Source organism: Klebsiella sp. M041 (assembly GCF_059759695.1).
The window spans coordinates 165,298-181,187 of the sequence record NZ_JCAXWU010000010.1 but is presented as its reverse complement, the minus strand read 5'-3'; the positions used below and the strand labels follow the sequence as shown (position 1 = coordinate 181,187).

18 protein-coding genes are annotated in these 15,890 nt (G+C 56.7%); 13 read left to right on the top strand and 5 right to left on the bottom strand.

Features of this window, described 5'->3' with window-relative positions:
* The first annotated feature begins 269 nt into the window (after positions 1-269).
* From drpB to AC6CWS_RS15305, 4 genes are all read left to right on the top strand, one after another.
* Positions 270-551, top strand: coding sequence for a cell division protein DrpB (gene drpB / locus AC6CWS_RS15320; protein ID WP_023290293.1), 282 nt, complete (start codon positions 270-272; stop codon positions 549-551).
* Between the two features lie 42 nt (positions 552-593).
* Positions 594-1,304: a phosphohydrolase gene (locus AC6CWS_RS15315; protein WP_023290292.1), complete on the top strand. Its 711-nt coding sequence runs from the start codon at positions 594-596 to the stop codon at positions 1,302-1,304.
* Positions 1,305-1,380: 76 nt separating this feature from the next.
* Positions 1,381-2,781 (top strand): DNA cytosine methyltransferase, encoded by a 1,401-nt coding sequence (locus AC6CWS_RS15310; protein WP_165454443.1) that lies wholly within the window; start codon positions 1,381-1,383, stop codon positions 2,779-2,781.
* Positions 2,762-3,256, top strand: coding sequence for a very short patch repair endonuclease (locus tag AC6CWS_RS15305; protein WP_130941698.1), 495 nt, complete (start codon positions 2,762-2,764; stop codon positions 3,254-3,256). The genes AC6CWS_RS15310 and AC6CWS_RS15305 overlap by 20 nt, the downstream gene beginning before the upstream one ends.
* Here AC6CWS_RS15305 and yedA read toward each other — a convergent pair.
* Positions 3,231-4,142 carry a drug/metabolite exporter YedA gene (gene yedA / locus AC6CWS_RS15300; RefSeq protein WP_023290289.1) on the bottom strand — a complete coding sequence of 304 codons (912 nt, stop codon included), beginning with the start codon at positions 4,140-4,142 and terminating at the stop codon, positions 3,231-3,233. The genes AC6CWS_RS15305 and yedA overlap by 26 nt on opposite strands.
* A 183-nt stretch (positions 4,143-4,325) precedes the next feature.
* Here yedA and AC6CWS_RS15295 point away from each other — a divergent pair, with 183 nt between their 5' ends.
* Both AC6CWS_RS15295 and dgcQ read left to right on the top strand, forming a co-directional pair.
* Positions 4,326-5,237 (top strand): DUF808 domain-containing protein, encoded by a 912-nt coding sequence (locus AC6CWS_RS15295; RefSeq protein ID WP_044524012.1) that lies wholly within the window; start codon positions 4,326-4,328, stop codon positions 5,235-5,237.
* Between the two features lie 116 nt (positions 5,238-5,353).
* On the top strand, positions 5,354-7,033 hold the full coding sequence (gene dgcQ, locus AC6CWS_RS15290; protein WP_023290287.1) for a cellulose biosynthesis regulator diguanylate cyclase DgcQ: 1,680 nt from the start codon (positions 5,354-5,356) through the stop codon (positions 7,031-7,033).
* Positions 7,034-7,331: 298 nt separating this feature from the next.
* Here the strand turns inward: dgcQ and yodD are convergent, their stop codons facing one another.
* Positions 7,332-7,553, bottom strand: a complete 222-nt coding sequence (yodD, locus tag AC6CWS_RS15285) for a YodD family peroxide/acid resistance protein (RefSeq protein ID WP_004203478.1) — start codon at positions 7,551-7,553, stop codon at positions 7,332-7,334.
* A 135-nt stretch (positions 7,554-7,688) separates the two neighbouring features.
* Between yodD and dsrB the strand changes: the two genes are divergently transcribed.
* Positions 7,689-7,880, top strand: a complete 192-nt coding sequence (dsrB, locus tag AC6CWS_RS15280; RefSeq protein WP_004203477.1) for a protein DsrB — start codon at positions 7,689-7,691, stop codon at positions 7,878-7,880.
* Positions 7,881-7,912: 32 nt separating this feature from the next.
* Here the strand turns inward: dsrB and rcsA are convergent, their stop codons facing one another.
* Positions 7,913-8,536 carry a transcriptional regulator RcsA gene (rcsA, locus tag AC6CWS_RS15275; RefSeq protein WP_023290286.1) on the bottom strand — a complete coding sequence of 208 codons (624 nt, stop codon included), beginning with the start codon at positions 8,534-8,536 and terminating at the stop codon, positions 7,913-7,915.
* A gap of 374 nt (positions 8,537-8,910) precedes the next feature.
* Here rcsA and yedD point away from each other — a divergent pair, with 374 nt between their 5' ends.
* Positions 8,911-9,345, top strand: a complete 435-nt coding sequence (yedD, locus tag AC6CWS_RS15270) for a lipoprotein YedD (RefSeq protein ID WP_072413406.1) — start codon at positions 8,911-8,913, stop codon at positions 9,343-9,345.
* Between the two features lie 41 nt (positions 9,346-9,386).
* On the opposite strand, the gene amyA is transcribed toward yedD, so the two are convergent.
* Positions 9,387-10,874, bottom strand: coding sequence for an alpha-amylase (gene amyA, locus AC6CWS_RS15265; RefSeq protein ID WP_044524008.1), 1,488 nt, complete (start codon positions 10,872-10,874; stop codon positions 9,387-9,389).
* A gap of 200 nt (positions 10,875-11,074) precedes the next feature.
* Between amyA and tcyJ the strand changes: the two genes are divergently transcribed.
* The 5 genes from tcyJ (at position 11,075) to sdiA (ending at position 15,427) form a co-directional block, all read left to right on the top strand.
* Positions 11,075-11,875: a cystine ABC transporter substrate-binding protein gene (tcyJ, locus tag AC6CWS_RS15260; RefSeq protein WP_004203468.1), complete on the top strand. Its 801-nt coding sequence runs from the start codon at positions 11,075-11,077 to the stop codon at positions 11,873-11,875.
* Between the two features lie 95 nt (positions 11,876-11,970).
* Positions 11,971-12,957, top strand: a complete 987-nt coding sequence (dcyD, locus tag AC6CWS_RS15255) for a D-cysteine desulfhydrase (RefSeq protein WP_101978058.1) — start codon at positions 11,971-11,973, stop codon at positions 12,955-12,957.
* A gap of 15 nt (positions 12,958-12,972) precedes the next feature.
* Positions 12,973-13,641 (top strand): cystine ABC transporter permease, encoded by a 669-nt coding sequence (gene tcyL / locus AC6CWS_RS15250; protein WP_008804215.1) that lies wholly within the window; start codon positions 12,973-12,975, stop codon positions 13,639-13,641.
* Positions 13,638-14,390, top strand: coding sequence for an L-cystine ABC transporter ATP-binding protein TcyN (gene tcyN / locus AC6CWS_RS15245; RefSeq protein ID WP_023290281.1), 753 nt, complete (start codon positions 13,638-13,640; stop codon positions 14,388-14,390). Before tcyL ends, tcyN begins: the two co-directional genes overlap by 4 nt.
* 314 nt (positions 14,391-14,704) lie before the next feature.
* Positions 14,705-15,427 (top strand): quorum-sensing transcriptional regulator SdiA, encoded by a 723-nt coding sequence (sdiA, locus tag AC6CWS_RS15240; RefSeq protein ID WP_044524003.1) that lies wholly within the window; start codon positions 14,705-14,707, stop codon positions 15,425-15,427.
* Between the two features lie 67 nt (positions 15,428-15,494).
* On the opposite strand, the gene AC6CWS_RS15235 is transcribed toward sdiA, so the two are convergent.
* Positions 15,495-15,719, bottom strand: coding sequence for a DUF2594 family protein (locus tag AC6CWS_RS15235; RefSeq protein WP_032453405.1), 225 nt, complete (start codon positions 15,717-15,719; stop codon positions 15,495-15,497).
* Positions 15,720-15,890: the final 171 nt, after the last annotated feature.

The following is a 15,890-nucleotide window of genomic DNA, read 5'->3' as shown; positions in this document are numbered from 1 at the left end:
CATTCAGCCTTTAAATATAATTTTTTAACCAATACCACAGGCGGATGGATAATTACACTACGCGACATGGCTGGGTGTCATTAATGTTTAAGTCCCTGGGTAAATAATAAAGAAACAATCCCTGCGTATTTCCGTTGGCAGAATAAGTGATAAGTGAGTGCAGAAGACAAGGATGAAACTGCTGCCTGTGGCGCAGCTTGGCGGTATAATGTGATGAGTGTCACGTTTTTTTGGTGGCGGTAGTATGAATTGTCACGGAGAGGAATGAGATGGAAGAGCAGGCAAAACGCAGCCCGGGCGGCAAACTTGCGCTATGGGCGTTGTATGCCTTTTGCGGATATTGTGTCTGGGTCATTGTGCGTTACTGGTGGGTGGTGGGAAAAATTCACAGCGTCCCCGGCGCCAGCGCGGAGGGCGACTTTGGCACCATGGCAGGGAAATGGCTTGGCGCCCTGTTGGGAATGCTGGTGCTCGCCGGCATTGGCGCGATCCTCGGCGCTGTCGTCTGGTATACACGGCCCTCCGGAAGCGGGCGGGATCATCGGTCGTAAAGTTGCTATGCTCGAGGCTGACCTACAGATAAAGGAACGCCTATGAACCTGGTTGACTGGCAGCAGCGATTTGAGCACTGGATATTGACGCATCACGCCCGGGAGGATGCGGCGCACGATCTGTCCCATTTTCGTCGCGTCTGGGCCACCGCCACCCGGCTGGCCGCCGGGGAGGAGGAGGTCGACGGACTGGTGCTTCTCACGGCCTGCTATTTTCATGACATTGTCAGTCTGCCTAAAAATCATCCGGAGCGAAGCCGCTCCTCGATGATGGCTGCCGAGAAAACCCTGGCTATTTTGCAGTCGTCGTTTGCCGATTTTCCCGCAGACCGGTATGCGGCGGTCAGCCACGCTATTGAGGCGCACAGCTTCAGCGCGGCGATCCCGCCGCGCACGCTGGAGGCGAAAATCGTCCAGGACGCCGACCGTCTCGAGTCGCTGGGGGCGATAGGCCTGGCGCGGGTCTTCGCCGTCGCCGGCGCCCTGAACACCATTCTGTTTGATGCCGACGATCCTTTCGCCGACCGGCGAGCGCTGGATGACAGAAAATATGCCCTCGACCATTTCCAGTGCAAGCTCCTGCGCCTGCCGGAAACCATGCAGACCGCCGGAGGAAGGGCTATGGCGCAGCATAATGCGCGCTTCCTCGTCGAGTTTATGGCCAAGATCAGCGCGGAGCTGAAGGGGGAACCCCTGGCGCTGGATGAGGCGGTTTTACGTCGCTTTGCACCGCAGCCGTCAACCGACCAGTGATTTATGGTACTCTCTGCAAAAATCGTCCGCGCTGGTTGAGGATATGCCACAAAAGTTAAGCAAGGAAAACAGGTCGTTGTCATTGACGGAACAGGCCGGTGAAGAGGCTCAGGCGCTGCTGCGCCAGCTGATGACGATCTACGATGTGAAAACGCTGGTCGCCGAACTGGTGAGCGTCGGGGAGCAGCACTGGAGCGCGGCGATCCTCAAGCGCGTGGCGGCCCTCAGCCGCGCGGCAGCGCGTTTGCGTCCGCAGGAGGTTGCTCATCTGGCGACGCTGCTGCCGGCGCCGCCGGCCCATCATCCGCACTATGGATTCCGCTTTGTCGATCTGTTTGCCGGTATCGGCGGGATCCGCAGCGGTTTTGAAGCTATCGGCGGGCAGTGCGTCTTTACCAGCGAGTGGAACAAGCATGCGGTGCGCACCTATAAGGCCAACTGGTATTGCGATCCGCAGCAACACCGTTTCAATGAAGATATTCGCGATATCACCCTCAGCCATCGCCCCGACGTTAGCGATGACGAGGCGGCGCAGCATATCCGCGAGACTATCCCGCAGCATGATGTGCTGCTGGCCGGCTTTCCCTGCCAGCCTTTCTCACTCGCCGGCGTGTCGAAAAAAAATGCCATGGGTCGCGCCCACGGCTTTGCCTGCGAAACCCAGGGGACGCTGTTTTTTGATGTAGTGAGAATTATCGCCGCCCGTCAGCCGGCGATCTTTGTGCTGGAGAATGTCAAAAATCTCAAAAGCCACGATCAGGGGCGGACCTTTCGCATCATCATGCAGACGCTGGATGAGCTGGGGTATGAGGTCGCTGACGCCGCGCATAGCGGGCCGGACGATCCGAAGGTGATCGACGGGCGCCATTTCTTACCGCAGCACCGGGAGCGCATCGTGCTGGTGGGCTTCCGTCGCGATCTGCAGCTGCAGGAGGGGTTTACGCTGCGCGATATCGCGGCGCTATACCCGGCGGTTCGGCCAACATTTGGCGAGCTGCTGGAGCCGACGGTGGATGCCAAATTTATCCTCACGCCGGTACTGTGGAAATATCTTTATCGATATGCCCGCAAGCATCAGGCGCGGGGCAATGGCTTTGGTTATGGCCTGGTGGACCCCGCCAATCCCCACAGCGTGGCCCGGACGCTCTCCGCCCGCTACTATAAAGATGGCGCCGAAATTCTCGTCGATCGCGGCTGGGATCGGCCGCTGGGCGAGACGCATTTTGACGATCCGCAGAATCAACAGCGGCGTCCTCGTCGGTTGACGCCGCGGGAGTGCGCCCGGTTGATGGGTTTCGAATCGCCTCAGGGGGCGCGTTTCCGCATCCCGGTGTCGGATACCCAGGCCTATCGTCAGTTCGGCAACTCGGTGGTGGTTCCGGTCTTCGCCGCGGTGGCGAAGCTCCTGGCCCCGCGCATCGCTCAGGCGGTGGCGCGTCGCGAAACGGGTGATAACGATGGCGGATGTTCACGATAAAGCCACGCGCAGTAAAAATATGCGGGCTATCGCCACGCGCGATACGGCGATCGAGAAGCGGATAGCGGCGCTGTTGACTCAGGCGGGATTCACCTTTGTTGCCCAGGATCGCGAGCTGCCGGGACGCCCTGATTTCGCTTTACCCGATTACCGTTGCGTCATCTTTACCCACGGCTGTTTCTGGCATCACCATAACTGTTACCTGTTTAAGGTGCCGGCTACCCGGACCGCGTTCTGGCTGGACAAGATCGCCGGCAACGTGGCGCGCGATGCCCGTGACCGGCAAAAGCTGGCCGAGCAGGGCTGGCGGGTGCTTATCGTCTGGGAATGCGCCCTGCGCGGTCGGCTGAAGCTGAATGACGAGGCGCTCACCGAGCGTCTGGAAGAGTGGATCTGCGGCGCCGGACACGACGCGCAGATCGACACCCAGGGGATCCGCGAACTGGCGCTTATTTCGACGCCTTACAAGGGGTAGCTTCGCTGCGAACCGGGAAGAGATATTTCCCCAGCGTCACCAGCACGACGGCGAAAATAATCACCGCCAGCGCCAGCCACTCGATCAGGGACAGGCTTTCGCCACCGAATCCGGTACCAAGCAGAACCGCCACCACCGGGTTAACATAGGCGTAGCTGGTGGCCACTGCCGGGGTGACATTGCGGATCAAAAACATGTAGGCGTTGATGGCAATCAGCGAGCCAAAGATAGCCAGGTAGGCCACAGCGGCGATCCCGGACCACGACGGAACACGGGTTAAGGTTTCGCCGCTCAGCCATGACGCGGCCAGCAGGACGATCCCGGCGGCGAGCATCTCGATTGCCCCCGCCATCATGCCGGTCGGCAGCTCGATCCGCGAGCCGTAAACCGAGCCGAAGGCCCAGCTCAGGGAGCCAATCAGGATCAGCAGCGCGCCCCAGGGGTTGCCGTTCAGGTTGCCTCCGCTGTTAAGCATCACAATACCCGCGAGGCCAATGGCAATCCCCAGCCATTCCAGTTTACGAGTGGCGATGCCGAAAAAGCGGCTGAAGCACAGGGTGAACAGCGGAACGGTGGCGACCATGACCGCGGCGATCCCGGAGGGAACGTGCTGATGTTCGGCCAGGGTGACAAAGCCGTTGCCGACGGCCAGCAGCAAAACCCCGATCAGCGCGGCGTTAAGCAACGGTCCGCGGGCCGGCAGTTTATGGCCGGTGGCCAACAGCCATCCCAGCAGCAGCACGCCGGCAGAGAGAAAGCGAATTCCGGCCATCATCAGCGGCGGCCAGCTGGCGACGCCGACGGCGATGGCGAAATAGGTAGAGCCCCAAATGATATACAGCGCAAACAGCGCCCCGATAAGCGGTAACAGCTGACGGGTAGACATACTTCCTCACGACGGTGCAGAGATAGAAAGGGGACATATAGTAAACGTGAAAACTATCCTGCTGGCGAGCGCTTAATTTGCGTCAGGTTGTTAAATTTATATTGACTAATTGTACCTTGGGCAGCGGCCGTTTTTTAACGCATACTCGAGGGAGACATTGATGAAAAGAGAAGGAAAATCATTTTGGCAGGAAGTAGTCTTTTAACATTACTCGATGATATCGCCACGCTGCTGGACGATATTTCCATGATGGGCAAGCTGGCGGCGAAAAAAACGGCGGGGGTGCTGGGCGACGATCTCTCCCTCAACGCCCAACAGGTGACCGGCGTGCGGGCAAATCGTGAGCTGCCTGTGGTCTGGGGCGTGGCGAAAGGGTCGTTCGTCAATAAAATCATCCTCGTGCCGCTGGCCCTGCTAATCAGCGCCTTCATTCCCTGGGCGATTACGCCGCTGCTGATGTTGGGCGGCGCGTTTCTCTGTTTTGAAGGGGTGGAAAAGGTGCTCCACAGCCTGGAAGCGCGTAAGCACAAAGAGGACCCAGCGCAACGGCAGCAGCGTCTTCAGGCGCTGGCGGATCGTGATCCGCTGGCCTTTGAGCGTGACAAAGTCAAAGGGGCGATCCGCACCGACTTTATTTTGTCCGCGGAAATTGTCGCCATCACCCTCGGCATTGTCGCGGAAGCGCCGCTGCTGAATCAGATCCTCATTCTGTCGGGGATCGCGATTCTGGTCACCGTCGGGGTCTATGGCCTGGTGGGGGTGATCGTCAAACTGGATGACATGGGCTACTGGCTGGCGGAGAAACGCAGTACCCTGGCGCAGTGGCTGGGCAAAGGGTTATTGACCGTGGCCCCCTGGCTGATGAAAGTGCTCTCTATCGTCGGAACGCTGGCCATGTTCCTCGTGGGCGGCGGGATTGTGGTTCACGGTATTGCGCCGCTACACCATGCCATTGAGCACTGGAGCGCGGGGCTGGGCGGCATGTTGGCCGCCTTGCTGCCGATGGTGGCTAATCTGGTGCTGGGTTTTATCATCGGCGCGGTGGTGCTGGCGGGCGTCAAGGCGGTCAGTCGCCTGCGTGGCGCGGTGAAGTAGTCAGGTGCGGCGCCGCATGACGGCGCCGCGTGGTCTACGCTAAAAGCGCCTCCGGTATCGGCAGAGACCGGGCGTGCTGACGACGTCAGATTTGCGCAACGTGCTGCGAGAGAAAGATGGAAAAGCCACTACGGTTGAAGTTGAAAAAACTCTACCACCTGACTCGCCCGGCGCATGTGGTTAACATTTGTTTTATCGTGGTGCTGTTTTTCTCCACGCTGCTGATCTGGCGCGAAATCAATGTCCTGGAAGAGGCCTACGTGGCGAACCAGCGCAATAATCTGGCTAACGTCGCGCATGAAATGGATGGCCTGCTGCAGTTCAACATCGACAGGATGATGTTTTTTCGCCACGGTATGCAGTCCGCGCTTGAACGCCCGCTCGACGTCGATGTGTTGCACGAAGCCAGCCAGCGCTATCTGAGCCAACGCCACCAGGAGACCTGGCGGGTGGCGCTCCCCAACCGCCGGACGCTGCCGGTGTTTGGCGTCTCGGAGGGCGTCGTCAGGGATCACCCGCTGCTCTTGCCGGACGATCCGCTGGTGGTCAATGAACTGATGGCGACGCTGGAGCTGGGTTATCTGTTAAACCTGACGCAGCATGATCGCGATTTTGCCGAGCGGATGCAATATATCTCCCGCAGCGGTTTTTTCACCTCGACCCTGCCGCTGCGCGATGAATCGCAGGTGAAGACCTACTATTCGCGCGCCATCAGCGCCCTCTGGTTTACCCGGCAGACCCAGCGGAACAATCCGCACCGCGGCGTTATCTGGCAAACCTTTCCTGACGATGACCCGCAGCTGGAAGAGCAGGTGGTCACCGCCTCGATACCGCTGGATTTTGCCGGTTACTGGCGCGGCGTGCTGGCGATGGATTTCTCAGTCAGCGAAATAAAAGCATTTTTAATCAGCGCGATGCAGGGCGGGCAGGAGGGGGAATACCAGCTTTACGACAGCCATCTTAGCCTGCTGGCCTCTTCTGCGCCGGGGAATGTCCTGACGCTGCTGTCGCCGCGCGAACAGGAACTGCTCAGCCGCGCGTTTGCTCATGATAATCAGGGCGGCCTGCGTCTGCTGACGCGCTATATCAGCTGGGCCAAACTGCGCAATTTTGATGGCGTGCTGCTGCGGATCCATACTCTGCGGGAAGGCGTACGCGGCAACTTTGGCACCATCACCATCGCCCTGACCCTGATGTGGATCCTCTTCACCTTAATGCTGCTGCTCTCCTGGCTGGTGATCCGCCGTATGGTCCGCAATATGAGCGTTCTCCAGACCTCCCTGGAGTGGCAGGCCTGGCACGATGCCTTAACCCGCCTGCTCAATCGCGGGGCGCTGTTTGAGAAGGCGATGGCGGTAGCCAGCGACTGCCAGCGCAGCGGACGACCGCTGGCGGTCATCCAGCTCGATTTGGATCACTTTAAGGGCATTAACGATCGCTATGGCCATCAGGCGGGTGACAGAGTGCTGTCGATGGTGGCCAGTACGCTTGCCGGCACCGTCCGGGACGGTGATTTGCTGGGCCGCGTGGGCGGAGAGGAGTTTTGTGTCGTGCTGCCGAATACCACGCTGCAGGAAGCGGCGGCGGTAGCGGAGCGGCTACGCCTGCGTATTCATGGCCGGGAGGTCTTTTTGCATAACAACGTGACGCTGCGGGTCAGCGCGTCGTTAGGGGTGAGCGGCAGCGAAGAGCGGGGGGAGTATCATTTTGAAGCCCTGCAGTCGGTCGCCGATGGTAGACTGTATCTGGCCAAGCAAAATGGCCGCAACCAGGTCTGGTATCGCAGCGAAGCGTGAGCAAAACGTTTCGCCCGAATCAGGCAAAATGAGATTTTTCTTAAAGTGTTCGACGGGGATCGCGCTATCGAATGAAACCGGTTTGCGGCTAAGCCTTATCGCATCAGCCCTGCAGCCCTTTCTGCTGCGAAGCGCCAACTTTCTCAATATTTTGCGCCATGAATATCGCTTGTCTTGCAAAATAATTGAGGATAATGTTTCAACGCATCGGATTTCCCGGTGTAACGAATTTTCAAGTGCTTCTTGCATTAGCAAGTTTGATCCCGACTCCTGCGAGTCGGGATTTTTTCGCCCATCGCTAGCGGTTGGCTTCACTGGCGCTGAAATCATGAATATCGAGTTCAAATGCCTCCGCCAGTTCACGCCAGGTATGCGCCCCGCGGCCATCGATACTGGCGCGCTGTGGGTCATCGAGGATGCGATGGACTTCGCTTTCGCTGATCTCATTAATCGCCGCCAGCAGAGCATCAACGTTGACATCAACGTCGTTCCCGGTCTGGTCTGTCAATCGATTCTTCATCATTACCCCCCTCGCTGAGCGTCGCTCAAGCTTCTTTAAGTATAGTCGGTCTAAAAAAACGCCAGTCACTGCCCGCGACGCTGCGAGCGGCGTGGTTTTGTTCTACACTGGCTGGAAATAGAGAGGAGATGGATTATGCAGGTGAACGATCGTGTCACGGTGAAGACCGACGGTGGCCCACGTCGATCGGGCGTAGTGCTGGCAATTGAGTCGTTTAGTGAAGGGACGATGTATCTGGTTTCGCTGGAAGACTATCCCCTGGGGATCTGGTTTTTCAATGAAATAGGGCACCCGGATGGGATCTTCGTGGAAAAAGAAATCTCGTAAAACCGAACTGGCGGGACCACCGCCAGTTTGTTTCAGCGTAGATTCACCTGAATACCGCTGGTAATGTTTTCGGTCAGCCGAACGATGTGGTAAATCACCTGCTTATTATGCGTCTGTATTTTCTTTTTAATATTGCCTTTATGCGATGATACCGTTTTCGCTTTGATGTTCATTTGCGTTGAAATTTGCGAAGTACCATGCCCGGCCATCCACATTTGCAGCATATTTGATTCTGTTTTGCTCAGCGACAACGTCGGTAAATTTAACTGCCCCAGACTCGTGTTCTTGTATTTAAGATAATTAACCAGAATGACATCAAGGTCTTTTGGAGTGATCGATTTTGAGCTGATTAGCAGGTTCTTACGCACCCGTAGATAGCGGTCAAAATGGATGTTCGCCAGCGACATAAAAATCACAAACAACGTCGCCGGGTTTTGCGTGATGATCTGGCGAATAATGCCATTACTTTCATCATCATGCACAAAGCAATCTTCATTCAGAAACACCACCGCCGGGCAACATGACGCACAATGCCTGTGCAGATCCTCAGCGCAGTTGACCTCAACGATTTCCTGTTTTTTAATTCCCCGACTGGTCAGATATCCCGTTAGTCCCAACCGGGTATAACTGCACAAATCCATAATCATCGTTGACATGACCCATCCTCAATCAACACGTAACGATATACACTTCACACTGGCTGTGCGAAGCAGTCCTTGCGGGCGGTGATAATAGTAGGTTTAAGAAAGAACCCATTAGTTCCATTAAACTATTCCGCATCTCTGTATATAATTTGCCAGGAAAACTCTTAAAGTAAAGTCAAGAACCGGTAGTGTGAGCGAATTAAAAACAAAAAGTGCCCACGGATGCTATGGTTAGGCCCCAAACATTCTTTTACTTTCAGAATTTCCTTATTTCAAATGAAGGCTGCGATGCCTGGCCGTGTTTTGCCCGGCTTCTCCGCCTGCGGCGGGGGTGGAAGGCTTAACGCTTTAATGCCACAATACTTTTTTATCAGCTTGTGGGATGAATGATGAAACAGTTAGTTTTTGCTGGCATGGTGCTGGCGCTGGCCGGATGCGTGCAGGTTGATCGTTACGAAGAGGTTGTTAAAGCGCCAGCGCCGGCAGGCCTGGAAGGCTACTGGCAGACGAAAGGGCCGCAGAGCGAGATGATGAGTCCGGACGCCATCGCCAGCCTGATCGTCACCAAAGAAGGGGACACCTTCGACTGCCGCCAGTGGCAGCGTGTGATCGCCCAGCCGGGGAAACTGATGAACCGCGATAGCGATATCTACAACGTGACCGCTTCCCTGGATATCTACCCGATCGAGCGCGAGGGCAACACCCTTTCCTACGATCGTATGACGTTGACCCGCGTTGAACGTCTCACCCCGGAGTGCGAGAAGGCGTGGGCTAAAGCGCGTGCCGCCGCTCCAGTCAGCGCGCCGACCACCGCGCGCTAAGGTTCCGGCGGGCCACTGCTGGCCCGTCCGGCGTCAGATGACTACAGCACCGCCTCCAGCACCCACACGCTGACGCTTCCCCCGTTACAGGTAAAGGTTGCGCAGCCTTCGTCGTCGGTTTCGACAATCTCTTCCCGGTTGCCCAGGAAATCCCGCCAGCGTTTGTTGCCATAGTTCTCGCCCAGCGTCAGGGTCTTTTCTCCCTCATCACCATTGGACATCACCACCACGCAGCCGGGATCCTCGTCGGTGCCGCTGCGGCTGAAGGCAATGCAGTTGGGGTGATCGAACCAGAGAGTCTGCACGCCGTGGGCAAAGCGCTGACGGGCGTCGATCAGTTCGTGTAGCTGCTCGATGACGGGCATTTCTATGGCGTAGGTTTGTCCGTCGCCGCCGGTATCTTCATAGGAAGCGCCGAAGAGATCGGCATAGAAGACCGAGGGCACGCCATTTTCACGCAACAGGATCAGCGCATAGGCCAGCGGTTTAAACCATGGCTCAACCGGCGCCTCGAGCGCCTGCAGCGGCTGGGTATCATGGTTGGTGACCAGGGTGACGGCATGGAAGGGGTCGGCTTCCACCAGCGTCCCGCTGAAAATCTGGCTCATGTCGTAATCGCGCCCCTGACGGGACGCTTCATGAAATTTCATCTGCAGCGGGGCATCGAACAGCATCGTCTTGCCCTCGACGAGGTCGATATACTGCTGGAGCTTTTCCACTTCATGGGACCAGTATTCCGCGACAATAAACAGCGGCTGCGGGGCCACCTCCTGGACATGTTCGATCCATGCTTTGTAAAACCAGGCGGGGATATGCTTCACGGCGTCAAGGCGAAAACCGTCGCAGCCGGTCTGCTCCATCACCCAGCGCGCCCAGTATTTGATCTCTTCGGTGACGGCGTGATTACGAAAATCGATATTGGCGCCCATCAGGTAGTCGAAGTTGCCAAGCTCATCATCGACTTGCTCATTCCAGCCTTCGCCGGTGTAGTCGTTGACGATTTTAAATACACCGTCTTCCGTCGGATTCTCGATGTGGTCAATGCCGCTAAAACACTTGTAGTCCCAGACAAACTGCGAATACTGCCCGGCGCGCACCGGGAAGGTATAGCGAGTCCATGCCTCGCACTCTATGATCGTCTCGTCAATTTGCGTGCGATCCTGCTCATCGACGCGCTGTACGCGCAAGGCCTCTTTTTCATCGGCGCCCATTTTATGGTTCACCACCACGTCCAGCAGCACGGCGATGTCGTGCTCCTTCAGGGCGTTAACCGCCGCCAGCAGCTGGGTTTTATCGCCATATTTGGTGGCGACAGAACCTTTTTGATCAAACTCGCCGAGGTCGAAGAGATCGTAGGTGTCATAGCCGACGGAATAACCGCCCGAGGCGCCTTTGTAGGCGGGTGGCAACCAGACCATATTGATGCCGATTTCGTTAAGACTGGGGGCCAGCGCTTCGACTTCACGCCACAGTTCGCCGCCGGCGGGGTAGTACCAGTGAAAACATTGCAACAAGGTGGGGTTTTTCATCTTCCATGCTCCAGACGTCAACAGGCTGACCTTTGCAGTATGGGAGATATCCCGCAAAACGGGTGAGGAAAGCCCTGAATTTCGCTATACCCTAAAGCGGATCATATATAATAAATTTGCATAAGATGTAGCGTAACGATGTTGGTGTCGGGCTGTTAAGCGCCTTACACTACAGGAAAATCCTAATCTTCGGGGTATCTATGAAATTAGCACTTCTGGGTCGTCAGGCGCTGATGGGCGCAATGGCCGTTGTTTTGATGGCTGGCGTTAGCGTGAAAACTTTTGCGGCGGAAAACCTGCTCAATCAGATTAAAGAGCGCGGCACGCTGCGCGTGGGCCTCGAAGGCACCTATCCTCCCTTTAGCTTCCAGGGCGATGACGGCAAGCTGACCGGCTTTGAAGTGGAGTTCGCCAACGAGCTGGCGAAACATCTGGGCGTGAAGGCCGACCTCAAACCGACCAAGTGGGACGGTATGCTGGCCTCGCTGGACTCCAAACGCATTGACGTGGTGATTAACCAGGTCACTATCTCCGATGAGCGTAAGAAGAAATACGATTTCTCTACCCCGTACACGATCTCCGGTGTGCAGGCGCTGGTGAAGAAAGGCAACGAAGGCGCGATTAAAACCGCGGCGGATCTGAAAGGCAAGAAAGTGGGCGTCGGGCTGGGCACTAACTATGAAGAGTGGCTGCGTCAGAACGTCCAGGGCGTGGATGTCCGCACCTATGACGACGACCCGACCAAATACCAGGATCTGCGCGTAGGCCGTATTGACGCCATTCTGGTTGACCGTCTGGCGGCGCTGGATCTGGTGAAGAAAACCAACAATACGCTGGCGGTCACCGGCGAAGCGTTCTCCCGTCAGGAAGCTGGCGTTGCGCTGCGTAAAGGCAACGATGACCTGCTGAAAGCGGTAGATGGCGCGATTGCGGATATGCAAAAAGATGGCAGCCTGAAGGCGCTGTCCGAGAAATGGTTTGGCGCTGACGTGACAAAATAACGGCCAGCGGTGAAAAAAGGCGCTCCTGGAAGCGCCTTTTTTTATTTAGCGCGTAACTGTGTGCATAATGAAGCATAACTGAGTCAGGAGGGGCCATGTCACTGCAAAATTTAACCCGCTTTCCGCGTCTGGAACTGATCGGCGCGCCGACGCCGCTGGAGTATCTTCCGCGTCTGTCCGATCACCTCGGGCGCGAAATTTTTATCAAACGTGATGATACGACGCCGCTGGCGATGGGGGGCAACAAACTGCGTAAGCTGGAGTTTCTCGCCGCCGATGCGCTGCGCGAAGGGGCGGATACGTTAATCACCGCCGGCGCGATCCAGTCTAACCATGTGCGCCAGACGGCGGCGGTCGCCGCCAAACTGGGCCTGCACTGCGTAGCGCTGCTGGAAAATCCCATCGGCACCCGGGCGGAGAACTATCTGAGCAATGGCAACCGCCTGCTGCTGGATCTGTTTAATACCCAGATTGAGATGTGCGATGTCCTGACCGATCCCGCGGCCCAGCTCGACGAGCTGGCGACCCGTATCGAAGCGCAGGGGTACCGCCCGTATGTCATTCCGGTCGGCGGCTCTAACGCCCTTGGGGCGCTAGGCTATGTGGAAAGCGCGCTGGAAATCGCCCAGCAGTGCGAAGACGCAGTGGAGATTTCGTCGGTGGTGGTCGCCTCCGGGAGCGCCGGCACCCATGCCGGACTGGCAGTCGGCCTTGAACAGCTGATGCCGCAGGCGGAACTGATCGGGGTGACGGTGTCGCGCGCTGTTGCCGACCAGCTGCCGAAAGTGGTGGCGCTGCAGCAGGCCGTGGCCAACAGCCTTGAGCTGCAGGCGAAAGCCGACATCATCCTGTGGGATGATTACTTTGCACCGGGCTACGGGACGCCAAACGAGGAAGGGATGGCCGCCGTGAAGCTGCTGGCGCAACTGGAAGGTATTTTGCTTGACCCGGTCTATACCGGCAAAGCGATGGCCGGACTTATCGATGGCATTACGCAGAAGCGCTTTAAGGATGAAGGGCCGATTTTGTTCGTCCACACCGGCGGAGCGCCGGCGCTGTTTGCCTATCATCCTCACGTCTAATATAGAAACCACAGCATGCAAGAAAGTATCCAACTGGTCATCGATTCCGCGCCTTTTCTGCTGAAAGGCGCCGTCTTTACGCTGCAGCTGAGCATTGGCGGGATGTTTTTCGGCCTGGTGCTGGGCTTTATCCTGGCGCTGATGCGCATGTCGCCCCTCTGGCCGGTAAAATGGCTGGCGCGCATGTATATCTCCATTTTTCGTGGGACACCGCTTATCGCCCAGCTGTTCATGATCTACTACGGTTTGCCGCAGTTTGGCATTGAACTTGACCCGATCCCGGCGGCGATGATCGGCCTGTCGCTGAACACGGCGGCCTACGCGGCGGAAACCCTGCGCGCGGCCATCGCCTCGATTGACAAAGGGCAATGGGAAGCGGCGGCCAGTATCGGTATGACCCCGTGGCAGACAATGCGTCGGGCTATTTTACCCCAGGCGGCGCGGGTCGCTTTGCCGCCGCTCTCTAACAGTTTTATCAGCCTGGTAAAAGATACCTCGCTGGCGGCGACGATCCAGGTGCCGGAGCTGTTCCGTCAGGCGCAGCTTATCACCTCGCGTACGCTGGAGGTCTTCACCATGTATCTGGCAGCCTCTCTGATCTACTGGGTGATGGCGACGGTACTCTCCTCGCTGCAGAACTATTTTGAAAACCAGCTGAACCGCCAGGAGCGTGATCCGAAATGAGTGCGATTGAAGTAAAAAGCCTGGTGAAAAAATTCCATGGCCAGACGGTGCTCCACGGTATCGACCTGGAGGTGCAGGAAGGCGAAGTGGTGGCGATCATCGGTCCCAGCGGCTCGGGGAAGACTACCCTGCTGCGCAGCATTAATCTGCTGGAGCAACCGGAGAGCGGCACTATCCGCGTCGGCGATGTGACGATCGACGCCGGTCGCAGCCTCGGGCCGCAAAAAGGGCTTATTCGGCGGCTGCGCCAGCACGTTGGTTTTGTCTTCCAGAACTTTAACCTGTTTCCCCACCGGACGGTGCTGGAGAACATTATTGAAGGGCCGGTCATCGTAAAAGGCGAAGACAAGCAGGAGTCGATAGCGCGGGCGCGCGATCTGCTGGCGAAGGTAGGCCTCAGCGGCAAAGAGAACAGCTATCCGCGCCGCCTCTCCGGCGGTCAGCAGCAGCGGGTCGCCATTGCTCGCGCGCTGGCCATGCGTCCGGACGTGATCCTATTTGATGAACCGACCTCGGCCCTTGATCCTGAGCTGGTAGGGGAGGTGCTCAATACCATCCGCCAGCTGGCGCAGGAGAAACGCACCATGGTTATCGTGACCCATGAAATGAGCTTCGCTCGCGACGTTGCCGATCGGGCGATTTTTATGGATCAGGGACGCATCGTTGAACAAGGCGAGGCCAAAGCGCTGTTCGCCTCGCCTCAGCAGCCGCGTACCCGCCAGTTCCTCGAAAAATTCCTGATGCAGTAGAGCAGGCGCTGGCGCGGCGGCGCTCCTTCGCGAGGGCCGCCGCGTTCAGCCCGCTTCCACGCCGGGGGGAACGCCCCATCATCACGTTTTCGTGCTATTGACTCCCCTGGCCGTATACACCGCTTCCCATCCCCCCGTGTAGGGTGTAGAAAATGAATGTAGGGCCTTAGTTTCAGCGCAGCGAGCGGAAAAAAGGCAAGCCTTCAGGCTAATAAATGCGACAGCTACGATATTTTATACATATAAATAAGATTTATGTGTTAGTTTTCTGTATTTATAATAATGATTATCAATCAGGAGTTATTTGCACAGCTATGAGGGACAATGATTTTTTCAGCTGGCGGCGGGATATGCTGCATCAATTTCAGTCCATGGCCGCCGGTGAGGAGGTTTATAATCTCCTGCAACGAGAAACAGAAACGCTGGAATATGATTACTACACGCTTTGTGTGCGTCACCCGGTGCCTTTCACTCGCCCCCGCGTCACGTTTCAGTCGACCTATCCCCGCGCATGGATGTCTCATTACCAGGCAGAGAATTATTTCACCATAGATCCCGTGTTACGCCCGGAGAATTTTATGCGTGGCCATCTGCCATGGGAAGATGGGCTGTTTCGCGATGCGCAGGCATTATGGGACGGGGCGCGCGACCATGGTCTGCAAAAAGGGGTGACACAGTGTCTGACGTTGCCGAATCATGCTCAGGGTTTTCTCTCCGTCTCCGCAAACAACCGTTTGCCGAACGCTTATCCTGATGATGAACTGGAGCTGCGCCTGCGAACGCTGACGGAGTTGAGCCTGTTGACGCTCTTGCGTCTGGAAGATGAGATGGTGATGCCGCCGGAGATGAAGTTCAGCCGGCGCGAACTGGAGATCCTCAAATGGACCGCGGAAGGAAAGACCTCGGCGGAGGTGGCGATGATTCTCTCGATTTCGGAAAATACGGTTAATTTCCATCAGAAGAATATGCAACGGAAATTTAACGCGCCGAATAAAACGCAAATTGCCTGTTACGCCGTGGCGACAGGGCTAATCTGAATGCGCCTGCCGTTCTGCGTGCCAGACGTGATACCGGCTGTCAGTCATACTTTCAGCCGGTACAAGATTACTGCCGGTATGCTTGTTTAATTTGCTTAACGGTGCTGGAGAATACGGCGGCCTGAGCCTCATCTTCCATCTGCGCGATCTGCTTTTCCATTTTAATAATCACGCGACCCGCGTCTGCCTGACCCATCGCCTGCAGCATTAGCGTCATCAGCGCTTTCAGGCAGGTGACTTCCTGCGCCAGTTCTTGATTATTTTCTGCAGTGGAAAAATCTGGTGTGCTCATCGATATCCTCGTTTGCTCGCTGCGCTATTGCGCCTGTCTGAATGTGAAGGCCGCGCAGTATACCACAAGCGACAGAAAAAAAAGGAGTGCTTAATTTCTGTTCTCTCATCTGAGTTGTGAATGATTTTATGCATCAGATAAGACGTAATAGCTGTCAGCAGCACAATAATT

Excerpts from the sequence above, each read along its gene's own strand:
- drpB (WP_023290293.1), top strand. The coding sequence starts at position 270 with ATGGAAGAGCAGGCAAAACGCAGCCCGGGCGGCAAACTTGCGCTATGG.
- AC6CWS_RS15315 (WP_023290292.1), top strand. The coding sequence starts at position 594 with ATGAACCTGGTTGACTGGCAGCAGCGATTTGAGCACTGGATATTGACG.
- AC6CWS_RS15305 (WP_130941698.1), top strand. The coding sequence starts at position 2,762 with ATGGCGGATGTTCACGATAAAGCCACGCGCAGTAAAAATATGCGGGCT.
- yedA (WP_023290289.1), bottom strand. The coding sequence starts at position 4,142 with ATGTCTACCCGTCAGCTGTTACCGCTTATCGGGGCGCTGTTTGCGCTG.
- dgcQ (WP_023290287.1), top strand. The coding sequence starts at position 5,354 with ATGGAAAAGCCACTACGGTTGAAGTTGAAAAAACTCTACCACCTGACT.
- yodD (WP_004203478.1), bottom strand. The coding sequence starts at position 7,553 with ATGAAGAATCGATTGACAGACCAGACCGGGAACGACGTTGATGTCAAC.
- dsrB (WP_004203477.1), top strand. The coding sequence starts at position 7,689 with ATGCAGGTGAACGATCGTGTCACGGTGAAGACCGACGGTGGCCCACGT.
- rcsA (WP_023290286.1), bottom strand. The coding sequence starts at position 8,536 with ATGTCAACGATGATTATGGATTTGTGCAGTTATACCCGGTTGGGACTA.
- yedD (WP_072413406.1), top strand. The coding sequence starts at position 8,911 with ATGATGAAACAGTTAGTTTTTGCTGGCATGGTGCTGGCGCTGGCCGGA.
- amyA (WP_044524008.1), bottom strand. The coding sequence starts at position 10,874 with ATGAAAAACCCCACCTTGTTGCAATGTTTTCACTGGTACTACCCCGCC.
- tcyJ (WP_004203468.1), top strand. The coding sequence starts at position 11,075 with ATGAAATTAGCACTTCTGGGTCGTCAGGCGCTGATGGGCGCAATGGCC.
- dcyD (WP_101978058.1), top strand. The coding sequence starts at position 11,971 with ATGTCACTGCAAAATTTAACCCGCTTTCCGCGTCTGGAACTGATCGGC.
- tcyL (WP_008804215.1), top strand. The coding sequence starts at position 12,973 with ATGCAAGAAAGTATCCAACTGGTCATCGATTCCGCGCCTTTTCTGCTG.
- tcyN (WP_023290281.1), top strand. The coding sequence starts at position 13,638 with ATGAGTGCGATTGAAGTAAAAAGCCTGGTGAAAAAATTCCATGGCCAG.
- sdiA (WP_044524003.1), top strand. The coding sequence starts at position 14,705 with ATGAGGGACAATGATTTTTTCAGCTGGCGGCGGGATATGCTGCATCAA.
- AC6CWS_RS15235 (WP_032453405.1), bottom strand. The coding sequence starts at position 15,719 with ATGAGCACACCAGATTTTTCCACTGCAGAAAATAATCAAGAACTGGCG.